Source organism: Streptomyces sp. NPDC107562 (assembly GCF_055657325.1).
This window is the reverse complement of sequence record NZ_JBVKBE010000004.1, coordinates 174,842-191,436: the sequence shown is the minus strand read 5'-3', so window position 1 is coordinate 191,436 and position 16,595 is coordinate 174,842. Positions and strand designations below refer to the sequence as shown.

Below are 16,595 nucleotides of genomic sequence, written 5' to 3'. Positions count from 1 at the left end.
GCCTACTGTGGACCGACCAGTGTACGACTAATCCGATCAGCGCGCGGTGTGGCAGGTCACGGCGTCGTGCCCGGTCACCGTGCGTTGAAGTACTTCGCCTCCGGGTGGTGGATCACGATGGCGTCCGTGGACTGCTCGGGGTGCAGCTGGAACTCCTCCGAGAGCCGCACGCCGATCCGCTCCGGCTCCAGCAGGGCCGCGATCTTCGCCCGGTCCTCCAGGTCGGGGCAGGCACCGTAGCCCAGCGAGAAGCGGGCGCCGCGGTACTTCAGCGCGAACATGTCCTCGATGTCGGCCGGGTCCTCGCCGGCGTAGCCGAGTTCGGCGCGCACGCGCGCGTGCCAGTACTCGGCGAGCGCCTCGGCCAACTGCACGGACAGTCCGTGGAGTTCCAGGTAGTCACGGTAGGAGTCGGACGCGAAGAGACGGGCGGTCTCCTCGCCGATCCGCGAGCCGACGGTGACGACCTGGAGCCCGACGACGTCGGTCTCACCGGACTCCTCCGGGCGGAAGAAGTCCGCCAGGCACAGCCTGCGGCCGCGGCGCTGGCGCGGGAAGGTGAAGCGGGTGCGCTCGTTGCCGGCGTCGTCGAGGATGATCAGGTCGTCGTCCTTGGAGACGCAGGGGAAGTAGCCGTAGACGACGGCCGCCTCCAGCAGGTTCTCCGTCTGGAGCCGGTCCAGCAGCCCGCGCAGCCGGGGCCGGCCCTCGGTCTCGACCAGTTCCTCGTACGAGGGTCCCTCGCCGGTGCGGGCCTGCTTCAGGCCCCACTGGCCCTTGAACAGCGCGCCCTCGTCGAGCCAGGACGCGTATTCCTTGAGCTGGATGCCCTTGATCACCCGCGTGCCCCGGAACGGCGGCTCGGGGATCGGGTTGTCGGTGGCGACGTCGGAGCGGACGTGGCCCTCCTCCGGGCGCTCCTCCACCTCGACGGCGGCCGCCGCCCGCACCCGCCGCTGGCGCAGCTCCGGCAGCTTCGCGCCCGGCAGGCCGCGCTTGACGCCGATCAGCGCGTCCATCAGGCGCAGGCCCTCGAAGGCGTCCCGGGCGTAGCGGACCTCGCCCTCGTAGACCTCGTGCAGGTCCTGCTCGACGTACGCCCGGGTGAGCGCGGCGCCGCCGAGGATGACCGGGTAGTCGGCGGCCAGGCCTCGGGCGTTGAGCTCCTCCAGGTTCTCCTTCATGATCACGGTGGACTTCACCAGGAGGCCCGACATGCCGATGACGTCGGCGCGGTGCTCCTCGGCGGCTTCCAGGATCGCGGAGACCGGCTGCTTGATGCCCAGGTTGACGACGTTGTAGCCGTTGTTGGACAGGATGATGTCGACCAGGTTCTTGCCGATGTCGTGCACGTCCCCGCGCACGGTGGCCAGCACGATCGTGCCCTTGCCGTCGTCGTCGGTCTTCTCCATGTGCGGCTCCAGATAGGCCACCGCGGTCTTCATCACCTCGGCGGACTGGAGCACGAACGGCAGCTGCATCTGGCCGGAGCCGAACAGCTCGCCGACGACCTTCATGCCCTCCAGGAGGGTGTCGTTGACGATGTCCAGGGCGGGCCGGTCCTGGAGGGCCGCGTCCAGGTCCTGCTCCAGGCCGTTGCGCTCGCCGTCGATGATGCGCCGCTGAAGGCGCTCCTCCAGCGGCAGGGCGGCCAGTTCCTCGGCCTTGCCCGCCTTCAGCGACTTCGCCGTGGCGCCCTCGAACAGCTCCATCAGCTTCTGCAACGGGTCGTAGCCCTCGCTGCGGCGGTCGTGGATCAGGTCGAGGGCGGTGTTGACCTGCTCGTCGTCGAAGCGGGCGATCGGCAGGATCTTCGAGGCGTGCACGATCGCCGAGTCCAGGCCCGCCTTGACGCACTCGTCGAGGAAGACGGAGTTGAGCAGGATGCGGGCGGCCGGGTTGAGGCCGAAGGAGATGTTCGACAGGCCCAGCGTGGTCTGCACGGCGGGGTGGCGGCGCTTGAGCTCGCGGATCGCCTCGATGGTGGCGATGCCGTCCCCCCGCGACTCCTCCTGGCCGGTGCAGATCGTGAAGGTGAGGCAGTCGATGAGGATGTCCTCCTCGCGGATGCCCCAGTTGCCGGTCAGATCGTCGATGATCCGTTCGGCGATGCCGACCTTCTTCTCGACCGTGCGGGCCTGGCCCTCCTCGTCGATGGTGAGGGCGATCAGCGCGGCGCCGTGCTCCTGGGCCAGCCGGGTGACCTTGGCGAAGCGTGACTCCGGGCCGTCGCCGTCCTCGTAGTTGACGGAGTTGATCACCGCGCGGCCGCCGAGCTTCTCCAGCCCGGCCCGGAGGACCTCGACCTCGGTGGAGTCGAGGACGATCGGCAGGGTGGAGGCGGTGGCGAAGCGGCCGGCCAGCTCCTCCATGTCGGCGACGCCGTCCCGGCCGACGTAGTCGACGCACAGGTCGAGCAGGTGCGCGCCCTCACGGATCTGCTCGCGGGCCATCTCCACGCAGTCGTCCCAGCGGGCGTCCAGCATGGCCTCGCGGAACTTCTTCGAGCCGTTGGCGTTGGTGCGCTCACCGATCGCCAGGTACGAGGTGTCCTGGCGGAACGGGACCGACTGGTAGAGGGACGCGGCGCCCGGCTCCGGGCGGGGGGTGCGCTCGCCGGGGGCGAGGTCGCGGACCCGCTCGACGACCTGGCGCAGGTGCTCCGGCGTCGTGCCGCAGCAGCCGCCGACCAGGGAGAGGCCGTAGTCGCGGACGAAGTTCTCCTGGGCGTCGGCCAGCTCCGGCGCGGTCAGCGGGTAGTGGGCCCCGGCCGAGGTCAGCACGGGCAGGCCGGCGTTGGGCATGCAGGACAGGCGGACCCGCGAGTGCCGGGCGAGGAAGCGCAGGTGCTCGCTCATCTCGGCCGGGCCGGTCGCGCAGTTCAGGCCGATCATGTCGATGCCGAGCGGCTCCAGCGCGGTCAGCGCCGCGCCGATCTCGGAGCCGAGCAGCATGGTGCCGGTGGTCTCGACGGTCACCGAGACGATCAGGGGCACGTCGTACCCGGCCGTCTCCATGGCCCGGCGGGCGGCGACGACCGACGCCTTGGTCTGGAGCAGGTCCTGGGTGGTCTCGACGAGGAGGGCGTCGGCGCCGCCCGCGAGCAGGCCCTCGGCGTTGCGCTGATAGGCGTCGCGGATCGCGGCGAAGGTGGTGTGGCCGAGGGTGGGCAGCTTGGTGCCGGGGCCCATCGAGCCGAGCACCCAGCGCTGCTGTCCGGTGCGCTGCGTGTAGTCGTCGGCCGTCTCGCGGGCGAGGCGCGCGCCGGCCTCGGACAGCTCGACGATCCGGTCGGCGATGTCGTACTCGCCGAGCGCGGAGAGGTTGGCGCCGAAGGTGTTGGTCTCGACGCAGTCGACACCCGCGTCGAAGTACTCGGCGTGCACCGAGCGGACGATGTCCGGGCGGGTGACGTTCAGCACCTCGTTGCAGCCTTCGAGGTTCTGGAAGTCCTCCAGCGTGGGGTCCTGCGCCTGGAGCATGGTGCCCATCGCTCCGTCGGCCACCACCACACGGGTGGCGAGTGCCTCACGGAGGGCGGACGCACGGGTCCGGCTGTCGGTGACGGGGGTCTGCGGCGACGAGGCCATGTAAGGGGCTCCCTGGAATGCGACGGCTGTCGGCTTTGCGCCTTCCCGGGATGCTCCGGTGGAACGTCCCGTGGGAGGGCGCACGCGGCCAGCGTAGCCGGGACCGGGCGCCTGGGGTCAGGGGCGTCCACGGGACGGACCGGCGTGGCGTCCCCGCCCGCTCCGGGGGACCGGCGACACGACAAGTGTCGACCGCGCATTGGCGGGAGGTCGGGATGGACCGGTAGTGTTCGGCATTGCCGAACAGTGGACATTGCCGTACGGCGGCAGCGACGTCGCAGCTCGACGGTCGAAGGGGACGGAGGCAGGACGGCGATGGCACGGAACATCCAGTCGCTCGAACGGGCGGCCGCGATGCTGCGCCTGCTCGCGGGCGGTGAGCGGCGGCTGGGCCTGTCGGACATCGCCTCGGCGCTGGGTCTCGCCAAGGGCACGGCCCACGGCATCCTGCGCACCCTCCAGCAGGAGGGCTTCGTCGAGCAGGACGACGCCTCCGGCCGCTACCAGCTGGGCGCCGAGCTGCTGCGGCTGGGCACCACCTACCTCGACGTGCACGAACTGCGCGCGCGTGCGCTGGTGTGGACGGACGACCTGGCCCGCTCCAGCGGCGAGAGCGTCTACCTGGGGGTGCTGCACCAGCAGGGCGTGCTGATCGTGCACCACGTCTTCCGGCCCGACGACAGCCGGCAGGTGCTGGAGATCGGCGCCATGCAGCCGCTGCACTCCACCGCCCTGGGCAAGGTCCTGTCGGCCTACGACCCGGTCGCGCACAGCGAGGCGCTGGAATCCGACCGCAAGGCCTTCACGGATCGCACGGTGTGCGACCTCAGCGCCTTCGAGCACGTCCTGGACCTCACCCGCGCGCGGGGGTACGCCGCGGACGTCGAGGAGACCTGGGAGGGCGTCGCGTCCGTCGCCGCCCCCATCCACGACCGGCGGCGCATGCCCGTCGGCGCGGTCGGCATCGCCGGCGCCGTGGAGCGGCTGGGCCGGGACGGGGAGCTGCGGCCCGAGCTGATCGCCGCCGTGCGGGACTGCGCCCGCGCGGTCTCGCGCGATTTGGGCGCGGGCCGGTTCTGACCGCCTTGGGGCGCTGACCAGCACATACGCGGTATCGCGCAGGACAGACCGGGACGCCGGGAGGCGTTCCGGCTGCCGGTCTGCCCAAAACGGAACATATTGGTCATAGATCGACCTACCGTGTCGATGGGTTCATAACTCAACACAACCCACCACCATCGCGCTTTCGGCAAGAGACCTCTTGACGGCGCGTAACGCCGAGGCAAGACTCCCGTCCATCGGTCGGCATTGTCGAACACCTACCGGCAATACGCGTTAGAGTGTGATGACGCCAAGGGCCGACGGACCCCGGAAGGGACGCGGGGTTCAACTCCCCTGGACAGGACAAAGGAGTCGCGGGTGTCCAGCTCCGACATCTTCATCGGCGAGACCATAGGTACCGCCATACTCATCCTCCTCGGCGGAGGCGTCGTCGCCGCCGTGGTGCTCAAGGCCTCCAAGGCCCGGAACGCCGGCTGGCTCGCGATCACCTTCGGGTGGGGTTTCGCGGTCATGACGGCCGTCTACATCTCCGCGCCGCTTTCGGGCGCCCACCTCAACCCGGCGGTCACCCTCGGCCTCGCGATCGCCAATGACGACTGGTCGAACGTCTGGATCTACTGGGGCGGTCAGCTGCTCGGCGCCATGATCGGCGCGGCCCTCGTCTGGATCGCCTACTACGGCCAGTTCCACGCGCACCTCACCGACAGCGCGATCGTCGGCTCGACGGACGCCGACGACACCAAGGCGGTGGAGGCCCGGGAGAAGGGCGCCGGCCCGGTGCTCGGCATCTTCTCCACCGGTCCCGAGGTCCGCAACGCGGCGATGAACCTCGCCACCGAGATCATCGGCACGTTCGTGCTGGTCCTCGCCATCCTCACGCAGGGTCTCAACGACGAGGGCAACGGTCTTGGCACCCTCGGCGGTCTGCTCGTCGCCCTCGTCGTGGTCGGCATCGGCCTCTCGCTCGGCGGCCCGACCGGTTACGCCATCAACCCGGCACGTGACCTCGGTCCGCGCATCGTGCACGCCCTGCTGCCCCTGCCCAACAAGGGCGGTTCCGACTGGAGCTACGCCTGGATCCCGGTGGTCGGACCGCTGATCGGCGGTGCGGCGGCCGCGGGCCTCTACAACCTCGCCTTCGTCTAGAGCGGGTCGCCCTCGCAGCGGCCACTGACCGGCCGCAGGAACCACGCCGTACACAGCCCCAGACACACGGACCTCCAGGAGCACACAGTGACCGACGCCCACACGGCCGGCCCCTTCATCGCAGCCATCGACCAGGGCACGACCTCCAGCCGCTGCATCGTCTTCGACCGGGACGGACGGATCGTCTCCGTCGACCAGAAGGAGCACGAGCAGATCTTCCCCAAGCCGGGCTGGGTCGAGCACGACGCCACCGAGATCTGGACCAACGTCCAGGAGGTCGTCGCCGGAGCCGTCGAGAAGGCCGGCATCACCCGCGACGACATCAAGGCCATCGGCATCACCAACCAGCGCGAGACCACCGTGCTGTGGGACAGGAACACCGGTGAGCCCGTCCACAACGCCATCGTCTGGCAGGACACCCGCACCGACGCCCTGTGCCGGGAGCTCGGCCGCAACGTCGGCCAGGACCGCTTCCGCCGCGAGACGGGCCTCCCCCTCGCCTCCTACTTCGCCGGCCCCAAGGCCCGCTGGCTGCTCGACAACGTCGAGGGCCTCAAGGAGCGCGCCGAGGCGGGCGACATCCTCTTCGGCACCATGGACACCTGGGTCATCTGGAACCTGACCGGCGGCGTCAACGGCGGCCACCACGTCACGGACGTCACCAACGCCTCGCGCACCCTGCTCATGAACCTGCACACCATGCAGTGGGACGAGAAGATCGCCGAGTCCATCGGCGTCCCGCTGGCGATGCTGCCGGAGATCCGCTCCTCCGCCGAGGTCTACGGCGAGATCACCGGCGGCAAGCTGGGCGACCTGCTCGGCGGCATCCCGGTCGCCTCGGCGCTGGGCGACCAGCAGGCGGCCCTGTTCGGGCAGACCTGTTTCTCCGAGGGCGAGACCAAGTCGACGTACGGCACCGGCACCTTCATGGTGATGAACACCGGTGACAAGATCATCAACTCCTACAGCGGCCTGCTGACCACCGTCGGATACCAGATCGGCGACCAGAAGCCGGTCTACGCCCTCGAGGGCTCCATCGCGGTCACCGGTGCGCTGGTGCAGTGGATGCGCGACCAGATGGGCCTGATCTCCACGGCCGCCGAGATCGAGACGCTCGCGCTGACCGTCGAGGACAACGGCGGCGCCTACTTCGTCCCGGCCTTCTCCGGTCTGTTCGCCCCGTACTGGCGCTCCGACGCCCGCGGTGTGATCGCCGGTCTGACGCGGTACGTCACCAAGGCACATCTCGCGCGCGCCGTGCTGGAGGCCACCGCCTGGCAGACGCGGGAGATCGCCGACGCCATGACGAAGGACTCCGGCGTGGAGCTGACGGCCCTCAAGGTCGACGGCGGCATGACCTCCAACAACCTGCTGATGCAGACGCTCTCGGACTTCGTGGACGCCCCCGTGGTGCGCCCGATGGTCGCGGAGACGACCTGCCTCGGTGCCGCCTACGCCGCCGGTCTCGCCGTCGGCTTCTGGAACAACACCGACGACCTGCGCGCCAACTGGCGCCGGGCCGCCGAGTGGACCCCCCGCATGGACGCGGGCGACCGCGACCGTGAGTACAAGAACTGGCTCAAGGCCGTCGAGCGGACCATGGGCTGGCTCGACGAAGACGAGAGCTGATCCGACGAGTGCCGACGCATCGTCGGCTGACGAGGAGTAAGAACCCCACATGACCAGCCAGTCCACCCTGCAGTCCGTGCCTGCCCTGGGTACGCACCCGGCCTCCGGCTCGAACCCGAGCCGCGCCGAGACCCGGGAGCAGCTCTCCAAGGCGTCGTACGACCTTCTCGTGATCGGCGGCGGCATCCTGGGCATCTCCACCGCCTGGCACGCCGCGCAGTCCGGCCTCAGGGTGGCCCTGGTCGACGCCGGCGACTTCGCCGGAGCCACCTCCTCCGCCTCCTCCAAGCTGCTCCACGGCGGTCTGCGCTACCTGCAGACCGGCGCGGTGAAGCTGGTGGCGGAGAACCATTTCGAGCGCCGTGCGGTCTCCCGCCAGGTGGCACCCCACCTGGCGAACCCGCTCACCTTCTACCTCCCCGTGTACAAGGGCGGCCCGCACGGCGCCGCGAAGCTCGGCGCGGGCGTGTTCGCGTACTCGATGCTGTCCGCCTTCGGCGACGGTGTCGGCCACCTGCTCTCCCCCGCCAAGGCGCAGGCGGACGTGCCCGAGCTGCGCACCGAGAACCTCAAGGCCGTGGCCGTGTACGGCGACGACCAGATGAACGACGCCCGCATGGCGCTGATGACGGTCCGCGCGGCCGTCGAGTCGGGCGCCGTCGTCCTCAACCACGCCGAGGTCACCGGCCTGCGCTTCACCCAGGGCCGGGTGACCGGCGCCGAACTGCGCGACCGCCTGTCCGGCGACGAGTTCGGCGTCGACGCCCGCCTGGTGCTGAACGCGACCGGTCCCTGGGTGGACCACCTGCGCCGGATGGAGAACCCGAATGCCGCCCCGTCGATCCGTCTGTCGAAGGGCGCGCATCTGGTCCTGAAGCGCACCGCCCCCTGGAAGGCCGCGCTCGCCACCCCGATCGACAAGTACCGCATCACCTTCGCCCTCCCCTGGGAGGACATGCTGCTGCTGGGCACCACCGACGAGATGTACGACGGCGACCCGGCGGACGTCGCGGTCACCGAGCGGGACATGTCCCAGATCCTGGACGAGGCGGCCTTCTCCATCCGCGACCAGCAGCTCGACCGGGACCTCATCACCTACGCCTTCGCGGGTCTGCGGGTGCTGCCCGGCGGACCCGGCGACACCGCCAAGGCCAAGCGCGAGACGGTGGTCACCGAGGGACGCGGCGGGATGCTGTCGGTGGCGGGCGGCAAGTGGACGACCTTCCGCCACATCGGCCGCACGATCATGAAGAAGCTGGAGTCGCTGCCCGGACACCCGCTGGGCGAGGACTTCGAGCCGATCTCCTCGCTGCCGAAGAAGCTGCCGCTGCCGGGTGTCGCCAACCCGCGCGCGGTCGCCCACCGGCTCCTGGTCGACGGCCCGGCCCCCGGCCCGCGGATGGCGGCCGACACGGCCAGGCACCTGGCCACGCACTACGGTTCGCTGGCCTTCGACATCGCCCGTATCGCCAACGACGACCCGGAGCTCGCCCGGCGGGTGCACCCGGACGCGCCGGAGATCTGGGCGCAGGTCGTCTGGGCCCGCGACCACGAGTGGGCGCAGACCGCGGACGACGTGCTGCGCCGCCGCACGACCCTGACGATCCGCGGCCTCGCCACCGACGACGTCCGCGCGAAGGTCCAGGACCTGCTCGACAAGAAGTAGCCGCTACGACCCAGGGGGCGGCTCCCCGCCGAGGGAGCCGCCCCCTGCGCGCGCCCGTCACGAGGAGCCGCGGAGCGGGCCGTCGCCGCTGGTGAGGCCGCATAATGTGGCGAAGACCTCGGAGGTCTGGGCGACAGGGAGGCCGGCCATGGCAGTGACGGACGAGGCGATCGAGAAGATCAAGGGCATGATCGTCTCCGGCGCGCTGCGGCCCGGCGACCGGCTGCCCAAGGAGAGCGAGCTCGCCGCCGACCTGGGCCTGTCCCGCAACTCGCTGCGGGAGGCCGTGCGCGCGCTGTCGCTGATCCGGATCCTGGACGTGCGCCAGGGCGACGGCACCTACGTGACCAGTCTGGACCCCCAACTGCTGCTGGAGGCACTGAGCTTCGTCGTCGACTTCCACCGCGACGACACGGTGCTGGAGTTCCTCGCCGTGCGGCGCATCCTGGAGCCGGCCGCGACGGCGATGGCGGCCGCGCGCATCGGCGAGCGGGAACTGGACGTGCTCACCGCCCAGTTGGACGCGCTCGGCGGTGCGCCCTCGGTCGAGGAACTCGTCGCCTGCGATCTGGAGTTCCACCGCAGCATCGTGCAGGCGTCGGGCAACTCGGTGCTGTGCTCCCTGCTCGACGGCCTGTCCGGGCCCACCACCCGGGCCCGGATCTGGCGTGGCCTGACCCAGCGCGACGCGGTCAGCCGCACCCTGCACGAGCACCGGGCGATCCTCGCCGCGCTGCGCGACCGGGACGCGGAGGCGGCCCGCTCCTGGGCCACGGTGCACATCGCGAGCGTGGAGCAGTGGCTGCGCGATTCGCTGTGAGCACAGGTGTACGAAAGGGGAACAGCTCGGATGAATCGCGGGGTGTCCGGGGCAGGTGAACGGGGCAGTGATCCGTTCACTCCCCCGTGCAAGGGGGCTGCGGGCGCCCCCGCCGCACGCCGTAAGGTTGGGACGTCAGGCGAGGGCACGTCGGAAGGAGGCGCTGGGTGATCGAGCTCGAGGGGGTTCCCGAGCTGATCGACCCGGTCATGGTGGCCGCGTTCGAGGGCTGGAACGATGCCGGCGACGCCGCCTCCACCGCGGTCGCGCATCTGGAAAGGGAGTGGAAGGGCGAGGTGTTCGCGGCGCTCGACGCCGAGGACTACTACGACTTCCAGGTGAACCGGCCCACGGTGTGGATGGACGCCGGTGTGCGCAAGATCACCTGGCCGACGACCAGATTGTCGGTGGTCCGGGTCGGCGGCGAGAAGCCCCGTGACCTGGTCCTGGTCCGCGGCATCGAACCGTCCATGCGGTGGCGCTCGTTCTGCAACGAGCTGCTCGGCTTCGCGCACGAGCTGGGCGTGGAGCTGGTGGTGATCCTGGGCGCCCTGCTCGGTGACACCCCGCACACGCGTCCGGTCCCGATCAGCGGGACCACGTCCGACGCGGACCTGGCGCAGCGCATGAACCTGGAGGAGACCAAGTACGAGGGCCCCACGGGCATCGTCGGCGTCCTCCAGGAGGCGTGCACGCACGCGGGCGTGCCGGCGGTGTCGCTCTGGGCGGCCGTACCGCACTACGTCTCGCAGCCGCCCAACCCGAAGGCCACGCTCGCCCTGCTCAACCGCCTGGAGGACCTGATCGACCTGCGCATCCCGCTGGGCGAGCTGCCCGAGGACGCGCGGGCCTGGCAGACGGGCGTGGACCAGCTGGCCGCCGAGGACAGCGAGGTCGCGGAGTACGTGCAGACCCTGGAGGAGGCCCGCGACACCGCGGAGCTGCCGGAGGCGTCGGGCGAGGCGATCGCCCGTGAGTTCGAGCGGTATCTGCGGCGCCGGGACGGCGGCGGCACCCCGCCCGGCGGACACGCCACGGACGGCGGGGACGGCCCTCCGTACCTGCGGGACAAGCGCCCGCCGAAGCCGAGCAACGAGGACGAGGACTCGTCCGACGAGTGAGCACGACGGTGGGCCGCCGCCTCCGCGGGGAGGCGGCGGCCCACCGTCGTCGCTACAGCGCCACGCCGAGCAGCGCGTCCACCGCACGGGAGACGACGCCGGGGGCGCCGGGGTCCGTGCCGCCCCGTTCCTGCTGCTCGGCCGCCCAGCGGTCGACGGCGGCCAGCGCGGCCGGGGAGTCCAGGTCGTCGGCGAGGGCCTCGCGCAGCTCCTCCACGAGCCGGTCCGCGCCCGGCCCGTCGGGCCGGGAGACGGCGGCGCGCCAGCGGCCGAGCCGCTCCACGGCGTCCTGGAGCACCTGGTCGGTCCACTCCCAGTCGGTCCGGTAGTGGTGGGCGAGCAGCGAGAGCCGGATGGCGGCGGGGTCGACGCCGTCCCGGCGCAGCTGGGAGACGAAGACGAGGTTGCCCTTGGACTTGGACATCTTCTCGCCGTCCAGGGCGACCATCCCGGCGTGCACGTACGCCTTGGCCATGGGGAACTCGCCGGTCAGCACCTGGGCGTGGGAGGCGCCCATCTCGTGGTGCGGGAAGGCGAGGTCGGAGCCGCCGCCCTGGACGTCGAAGCCCATCCCGAGGTGGTCGAGGGCGATGGCGACGCACTCGATGTGCCAGCCGGGCCGGCCACGGCCCAGCGAGCCGCCGTCCCAGCTCGGCTCGCCCTCGCGGGCCGCCATCCAGAGCATCGGGTCGACGGGGTCCTTCTTGCCCGGGCGCTCCGGGTCGCCGCCCCGCTCGGCACAGAGCAGCCGCATCGCCGCGGCGTCCAGGTGGGACACCTCACCGAAGTGCGGGTCGGCGTCGACGGAGAAGTAGATGTCGCCGTCGAGTTCGTAGGCGGCGCCCATGTCGCGCAGCCGTTCCACCAGCGGCACGATGCCGGGTATCGCCTCGACGGCACCGATGTAGTGGCGCGGGGGCAGCATCCGCAGCGCGGTCATGTCCTCGCGGAACAGCGCGGTCTCGCGCTCGGCCAGGGCGGCCCAGTCGAGGCCGTCACGGTCGGCGCGCTGCAGGAGTGGGTCGTCGACGTCCGTCACGTTCTGGACGTAGTGGACCTGCCGCTTCGTGTCGAGCCACACGCGCTGCACGAGGTCGAACGCGTTGTAGGTCGCCGCGTGACCCATGTGGGTCGCGTCGTACGGGGTGATGCCGCAGACGTAGATACGGGCGACGGGGCCGGGAGCGAGGGTCACGGGGCCCCCGGTCGCGGTGTCGTGGATCCTCAGGTCGCGGCCCTTGCCAGGCAGGGCGGGGACCTCGGAAGCGGGCCAGGCATGCATGTCCTGAGCCTAACCGGACTGAAGTTCCGTATACGAACCGGACCAGGCCGGATGGCCGGTAAGGCCCTCTTGCGCGATCTTGCGGGTTGTGCGGTCGGCGCCGCGCCGGGCCGTCACACGGGCGGCCACGGGATCGCCGGCCACTGACCGTCCGGCTCCGGGTGCACCCCGGTGGCCAGCAGTGCGGCGACCCGCGCGCGGGTGGCCTCGATCTCGGCGCCGGTGATCAGCGCGCCCAGCCGCTCGGCGAGCGCCCCGCCCTCCTTCAGCTCTCCCTGGAGCCGCCGCAGGACCGCCACGGCCTCGGCGGTGAGCGGCTCGCCCGCCCAGCCCCACAGGAGCGTGCGCAGCTTGTTCTCGACGTTGAAGGTGACCCCGTGGTCGATGCCGTACAACTGCCCGCCGGAGGTCGGGAGCAGGTGGCCGCCCTTGCGGTCGGCGTTGTTGATCACGGCGTCGAGCACGGCGAGCCGCCGCAGCCGCTCGTCGTCGGCGTGCACCAGCAGCGCCGTCTTCCCGTCGCCGACCTCGGCGAACCCGATCGCCTTCCAGCCCGGTGCGGGCTCCTCGGCGTCGACCAGGGCGAGCAGTTCGGCGTCCGGCAGCGCCTCGACCCACAACTGGCACATGCCCTCGCCGTACGGCCCGTCGCGCAGCACCGTGGGCGGGACCAGGTCCCAGCCGGTGGCCTCGGACAGGACGTACGCGGCGACCTCGCGCCCGGCGAGGGTCCCGTCGGGGAAGTCCCACAGGGGACGCTCCCCCGCCACCGGCTTGTAGACGCAGGTCGCCTCCTGCCCGTCGAGCGTGAGGGTGCAGTACAGCGCCGCGTTGGAGGCTTCACGGATGCGTCCGCGCACCGTCAGCTCACCGGTGGTGAGCAGTTCCTCGGAGGTCAGGCTCCGCGGCGGTATCCGTTCTGGCGCGGGCATACGTGTCCTTCCGGGTCGAGCGGCAGACTGCACAGCGGGCACGGCGGCCGGCCGGCGTTGACGACGTCGAGGGCGCGCTTGGCGAAGGCGCGGGCCTGCGCGCCGGTGAGCCGGACCCGCAGCATCGGGGGCCCGTTCTCCTCGTCCTGCAGGAGCCGCTCCTCGGCCTCGGCGAGGTCCTCGTCGGTGTCGGCGTCGAGTTCCACCAGCGCCTGCGCCTCGACGATCATGCGCTGCTCGTCGCCGTCCCAGGCGAGAGCCATCGTGCCGACGCGGAACTCCTCCTCGATGGGGGTCTCCAGCGGGGCGCTGTCGGCGATCTCGCTGGGTGCCATGGCCGGTACCGCGGCGCTTCCGCCGCTGCGCCGCACCACCTCGTCGAGCAGTTCGTCCATGCGCTCGGCGAGCGCTGCGACCTGTGTCTTCTCCAGGGCCACGCTGGTCACCCGGGGGCCGGCGGTGGCTTGGAGGAAGAAGGTACGGCGCCCGGGCAGTCCGACCGTGCCGGCCACGAAGCGCTCCGGGGGGTCGTAGAGGAACACCTGACGGGACACGTCCTGTCTCCATTGATCGTGGGTCGACTTCGACTTCGTTGACCGACCGGCCGCCGTGCGGACGCTCGGCTGCGGACAAGTACGGCGTTACTGCGACCGCTTCACCCTACTGCGGCCGACGATCACGGTGCGCCCGCACCGCCTCCCACCGGTGCGTCCCCGCCCGCGGGCTCCTCGCGGGGCGCCAGCGACGCGAAGTCGCCGGTGTCGCCGAGGCGTACGAGAAACGGCCTGAGACGGGTGTAACGGATCGCGGTGATGGAACACGGTTCTACGGAGATCCGCTGGAAGAGGTCGAGATGAAGTCCGAGTGCGTCGGCGACGAGAGACTTGATGACGTCCCCGTGCGAACACATGAGGTACACGGCGTCGGCGCCGTGATCGCGCTCCACGCGCGCGTTCCACTCCCGCACCGCCTCGGCGGCGCGGTGCTGCATCTGCCGCATCGACTCGCCGCCCGGGAACGCGGCCGCCGTCGGGTGGGCCTGGACCACCTCCATCAGCGGCTCGTCCTTGAGTTCGGCGAGCTTGCGCCCGGACCAGTCGCCGTAGTCGCACTCCCCGATCCGCTCCTCGGTGTGCGCGCGCAGCCCGGGGCGGGCGTCGAGCAGCGGCCGCACGGTCTCCTCGCACCGTTGCAGCGGACTGGTGACTACCTCGGAGATGGGCAGTGCGGCGAGCCGGCCGGGCAGCGCGGCGGCCTGCGCGGTACCGCGCTCGTCGAGGGCGACGCCGGGGGTCCGGCCGGCGAGCAATCCCTCGGTGTTGGCGGTGGAACGTCCGTGCCGGACGAGGATCAGCGTGGGCATGCGGCCCAGGGTAGGCGCAGGTCCGGGTGCGACGTCCCGGCGGCGACGGGAGAATACGCTCCGTGATCGTCGACTGTGCCATCTACCGTGACGGACACCGGACGGAGGGACCCGAGGACCTGTCGGACGCCCTCGCCGAGGCGCGCTCGGTCGGCGGATTCGTCTGGATCGGTCTGCACGAGCCCAGCGAGCGGGAGTTCTCGCTGGTCACCGAGGAGTTCGCGCTGCATCCCCTGTCCGTGGAGGACGCCCTGAAGGCACACCAGCGGCCCAAGCTGGAGGTGTACGACGACTCCCTGTTCATGGTCCTCAAGCCGGTGGTCTACGAGCCAGAGAGCGACGCGGTCTCCACCGGCGAGGTCATGATCTTCATCGGGGACGCCTTCGTGGTGACCGTCCGTCACGGCGTGGGCTCTCCGCTGGCCGCCGTGCGCCGTCGGCTGGAACAGGAGCCGGAACTGCTCGGCAAGGGCCCCACCTCGGTGCTGTACGCCATCGCCGACGCGACCGTGGACCACTATCTGGAGGTCTCGGCCGAACTGCAGACCGACCTGGAGGAACTGGAGTCGGAGGTCTTCTCGCCGGACAGCGGCGGCTCACGGCACTCGGCGTCGCGGATCTACGGCTTCAAGCGGCAGATCATGGAGTTCCGCCGGGCCACCGGGCCGTTGACCATGCCGCTGAACCGGCTGGCGGCGGTGGGCACCCTGGGGAGTGCCGTGCCGTTCGTCGACGCGAAGGCGCGGCCCTTCTTCCGTGACGTGAACGACCACCTCACGCGCGTGAACGAGTCGGTGGAGGGCCTGGACCGTCTGGTGTCGGACGTCCTGTCGGCGCATCTGGCGCAGATGAGCGTCCGGCAGAACGACGACATGCGGAAGATCTCCGCCTGGGCGGCCATGGCCGCGATCCCGACGATGATCGCCGGGATCTACGGGATGAACTTCGAGCACATGCCGGAACTGCACTGGGTGTGGGCCTATCCGGCGGTGATCGCGGTCATGGCCGTCCTGGAGGTCCTCCTCTACCGGACGTTCAAGCAGCGGGGCTGGATGTGAGGAGCCGGGACGTCAGGCGAACTCGGGGGTGCTCGTGGCCGGGCCGCCGAGGGCGTCGCGGCGTTCCGGCATCCTCAGGCTCACCATCCGCCGCCAGCCGCCGAGCCGCTCGTACCCGTACACGGCGTGGATGCCGAACGCGAGCACCGCGGCCTTGGGACGGGACCAGCCGAGGATGCGGCCCATGTGGGCCATGACCGCGAGGCTGACGTCCCGGTAGACACGGATCTCCGCGAGCGCGCTCACGCGCAGGACGTGCTGGATGTCCCGGCCGTGCCCGGCGGCCGCGAGGCGCAGCAGTTCCTCGTGGGTGTAGGCGAGGTGCCTGTCCTCGTCCTGGGAGATCATCCGGACCGCCCTGCCGAGCACCGGGTGGTCCGCGAAGTGCTTCCCGAGCATCATCATCTGTTCGGCGGCGCGCTGTTCGGTGACCCGGCTGTGGGCGAGGTAGGTGATGATGTCCGCCACGGTGAGCGGCTGGTCCGCCTTGAGCTTCTCGTGGGCGAGGCCGATGCCCTGCTTCTCCAGCAGCATCGTGTAGTCGGTCTCGGGCGGGACCTCGACGGGTTCGAGGCCGCGCTTGCGCAGCAGCGCGTTGAAGATCCGCCCGTGCTTGTCCTCGTCCGCGCCGTGACGGGTGATCTTGGGGGCGAGGGCGCGCTCGCTCGCGGGCACGAGCGCGGCGATACGGGCGTTCTCCCAGCCGCCCTGCGCCTCACCGCTGGCCGCGATGGAGCAGAACAGCCGGAACGACTGGTCGTGGTCGAGGATCTCCTGGAACAGACTCTTGGCCGAAAGCATCTGAGAGCACCTCTCTGCAGAATTCCGCAAAGAACGAGTCAAATGCCCACGAGGGCCCACGGCAACAGCTGTGCGGGACAACTCCGCCGAAAGACGGACCGACGACCGCGCGTCGGGAGCGTAAC

At 70.9% G+C, this 16,595-nt stretch carries 13 protein-coding genes; 7 read left to right on the top strand and 6 right to left on the bottom strand.

What is annotated here, in order from left to right; translation table 11 throughout:
* Nucleotides 1-74: 74 nt before the first annotated feature.
* Complete coding sequence (metH, locus tag ACZ7LV_RS15130; RefSeq protein ID WP_471939503.1) at nt 75-3,590, bottom strand: methionine synthase; 3,516 nt, start codon at nt 3,588-3,590, stop codon at nt 75-77.
* A 315-nt stretch (nt 3,591-3,905) separates the two neighbouring features.
* Here metH and ACZ7LV_RS15125 point away from each other — a divergent pair, with 315 nt between their 5' ends.
* The 6 genes from ACZ7LV_RS15125 to ACZ7LV_RS15100 all read left to right on the top strand — a co-directional run bounded on the left by ACZ7LV_RS15125 (nt 3,906) and on the right by ACZ7LV_RS15100 (nt 11,034).
* Nucleotides 3,906-4,670 (top strand): IclR family transcriptional regulator, encoded by a 765-nt coding sequence (locus ACZ7LV_RS15125; RefSeq protein WP_471939501.1) that lies wholly within the window; start codon nt 3,906-3,908, stop codon nt 4,668-4,670.
* Between the two features lie 339 nt (nt 4,671-5,009).
* Nucleotides 5,010-5,798, top strand: coding sequence for an MIP/aquaporin family protein (locus tag ACZ7LV_RS15120; protein ID WP_471939499.1), 789 nt, complete (start codon nt 5,010-5,012; stop codon nt 5,796-5,798).
* A gap of 87 nt (nt 5,799-5,885) precedes the next feature.
* Nucleotides 5,886-7,427 carry a glycerol kinase GlpK gene (gene glpK / locus ACZ7LV_RS15115; protein WP_471939497.1) on the top strand — a complete coding sequence of 514 codons (1,542 nt, stop codon included), beginning with the start codon at nt 5,886-5,888 and terminating at the stop codon, nt 7,425-7,427.
* A 49-nt stretch (nt 7,428-7,476) separates the two neighbouring features.
* A complete protein-coding gene (locus ACZ7LV_RS15110; protein WP_471939495.1) occupies nt 7,477-9,093 on the top strand; it encodes a glycerol-3-phosphate dehydrogenase/oxidase in 1,617 nt (538 codons plus the stop codon).
* 148 nt (nt 9,094-9,241) lie between these two features.
* On the top strand, nt 9,242-9,913 hold the full coding sequence (locus ACZ7LV_RS15105; RefSeq protein ID WP_401677869.1) for a FadR/GntR family transcriptional regulator: 672 nt from the start codon (nt 9,242-9,244) through the stop codon (nt 9,911-9,913).
* Nucleotides 9,914-10,080: 167 nt separating this feature from the next.
* On the top strand, nt 10,081-11,034 hold the full coding sequence (locus ACZ7LV_RS15100; protein ID WP_471939493.1) for a PAC2 family protein: 954 nt from the start codon (nt 10,081-10,083) through the stop codon (nt 11,032-11,034).
* Between the two features lie 52 nt (nt 11,035-11,086).
* On the opposite strand, the gene mshC is transcribed toward ACZ7LV_RS15100, so the two are convergent.
* The 4 genes from mshC to ACZ7LV_RS15080 form a co-directional block, all read right to left on the bottom strand.
* A complete protein-coding gene (gene mshC / locus ACZ7LV_RS15095; protein ID WP_471939491.1) occupies nt 11,087-12,316 on the bottom strand; it encodes a cysteine--1-D-myo-inosityl 2-amino-2-deoxy-alpha-D-glucopyranoside ligase in 1,230 nt (409 codons plus the stop codon).
* Between the two features lie 113 nt (nt 12,317-12,429).
* Nucleotides 12,430-13,248, bottom strand: coding sequence for an SCO1664 family protein (locus ACZ7LV_RS15090; protein WP_471939489.1), 819 nt, complete (start codon nt 13,246-13,248; stop codon nt 12,430-12,432).
* Complete coding sequence (locus ACZ7LV_RS15085; RefSeq protein ID WP_471939488.1) at nt 13,212-13,802, bottom strand: DUF3090 domain-containing protein; 591 nt, start codon at nt 13,800-13,802, stop codon at nt 13,212-13,214. The genes ACZ7LV_RS15090 and ACZ7LV_RS15085 overlap by 37 nt, the downstream gene beginning before the upstream one ends.
* A gap of 122 nt (nt 13,803-13,924) precedes the next feature.
* Nucleotides 13,925-14,611, bottom strand: coding sequence for a histidine phosphatase family protein (locus tag ACZ7LV_RS15080; protein WP_471939486.1), 687 nt, complete (start codon nt 14,609-14,611; stop codon nt 13,925-13,927).
* Between the two features lie 62 nt (nt 14,612-14,673).
* On the opposite strand from ACZ7LV_RS15080, the gene corA reads away from it, so the two are divergent.
* Nucleotides 14,674-15,669 carry a magnesium/cobalt transporter CorA gene (gene corA, locus ACZ7LV_RS15075; protein WP_471939485.1) on the top strand — a complete coding sequence of 332 codons (996 nt, stop codon included), beginning with the start codon at nt 14,674-14,676 and terminating at the stop codon, nt 15,667-15,669.
* A gap of 12 nt (nt 15,670-15,681) precedes the next feature.
* Here corA and ACZ7LV_RS15070 read toward each other — a convergent pair whose 3' ends face one another.
* Entirely contained in the window at nt 15,682-16,470 is a 789-nt protein-coding gene (locus ACZ7LV_RS15070; protein ID WP_471939483.1) for a ferritin-like domain-containing protein, read from the bottom strand.
* Nucleotides 16,471-16,595 lie beyond the last annotated feature (125 nt).

Coding starts and splice junctions, on each gene's coding strand:
- metH (WP_471939503.1), bottom strand. CDS start 3,590: ATGGCCTCGTCGCCGCAGACCCCCGTCACCGACAGCCGGACCCGTGCG.
- ACZ7LV_RS15105 (WP_401677869.1), top strand. CDS start 9,242: ATGGCAGTGACGGACGAGGCGATCGAGAAGATCAAGGGCATGATCGTC.
- ACZ7LV_RS15090 (WP_471939489.1), bottom strand. CDS start 13,248: ATGCCCGCGCCAGAACGGATACCGCCGCGGAGCCTGACCTCCGAGGAA.
- ACZ7LV_RS15070 (WP_471939483.1), bottom strand. CDS start 16,470: ATGCTTTCGGCCAAGAGTCTGTTCCAGGAGATCCTCGACCACGACCAG.
- ACZ7LV_RS15110 (WP_471939495.1), top strand. CDS start 7,477: ATGACCAGCCAGTCCACCCTGCAGTCCGTGCCTGCCCTGGGTACGCAC.
- ACZ7LV_RS15080 (WP_471939486.1), bottom strand. CDS start 14,611: ATGCCCACGCTGATCCTCGTCCGGCACGGACGTTCCACCGCCAACACC.
- mshC (WP_471939491.1), bottom strand. CDS start 12,316: ATGCATGCCTGGCCCGCTTCCGAGGTCCCCGCCCTGCCTGGCAAGGGC.
- ACZ7LV_RS15125 (WP_471939501.1), top strand. CDS start 3,906: ATGGCACGGAACATCCAGTCGCTCGAACGGGCGGCCGCGATGCTGCGC.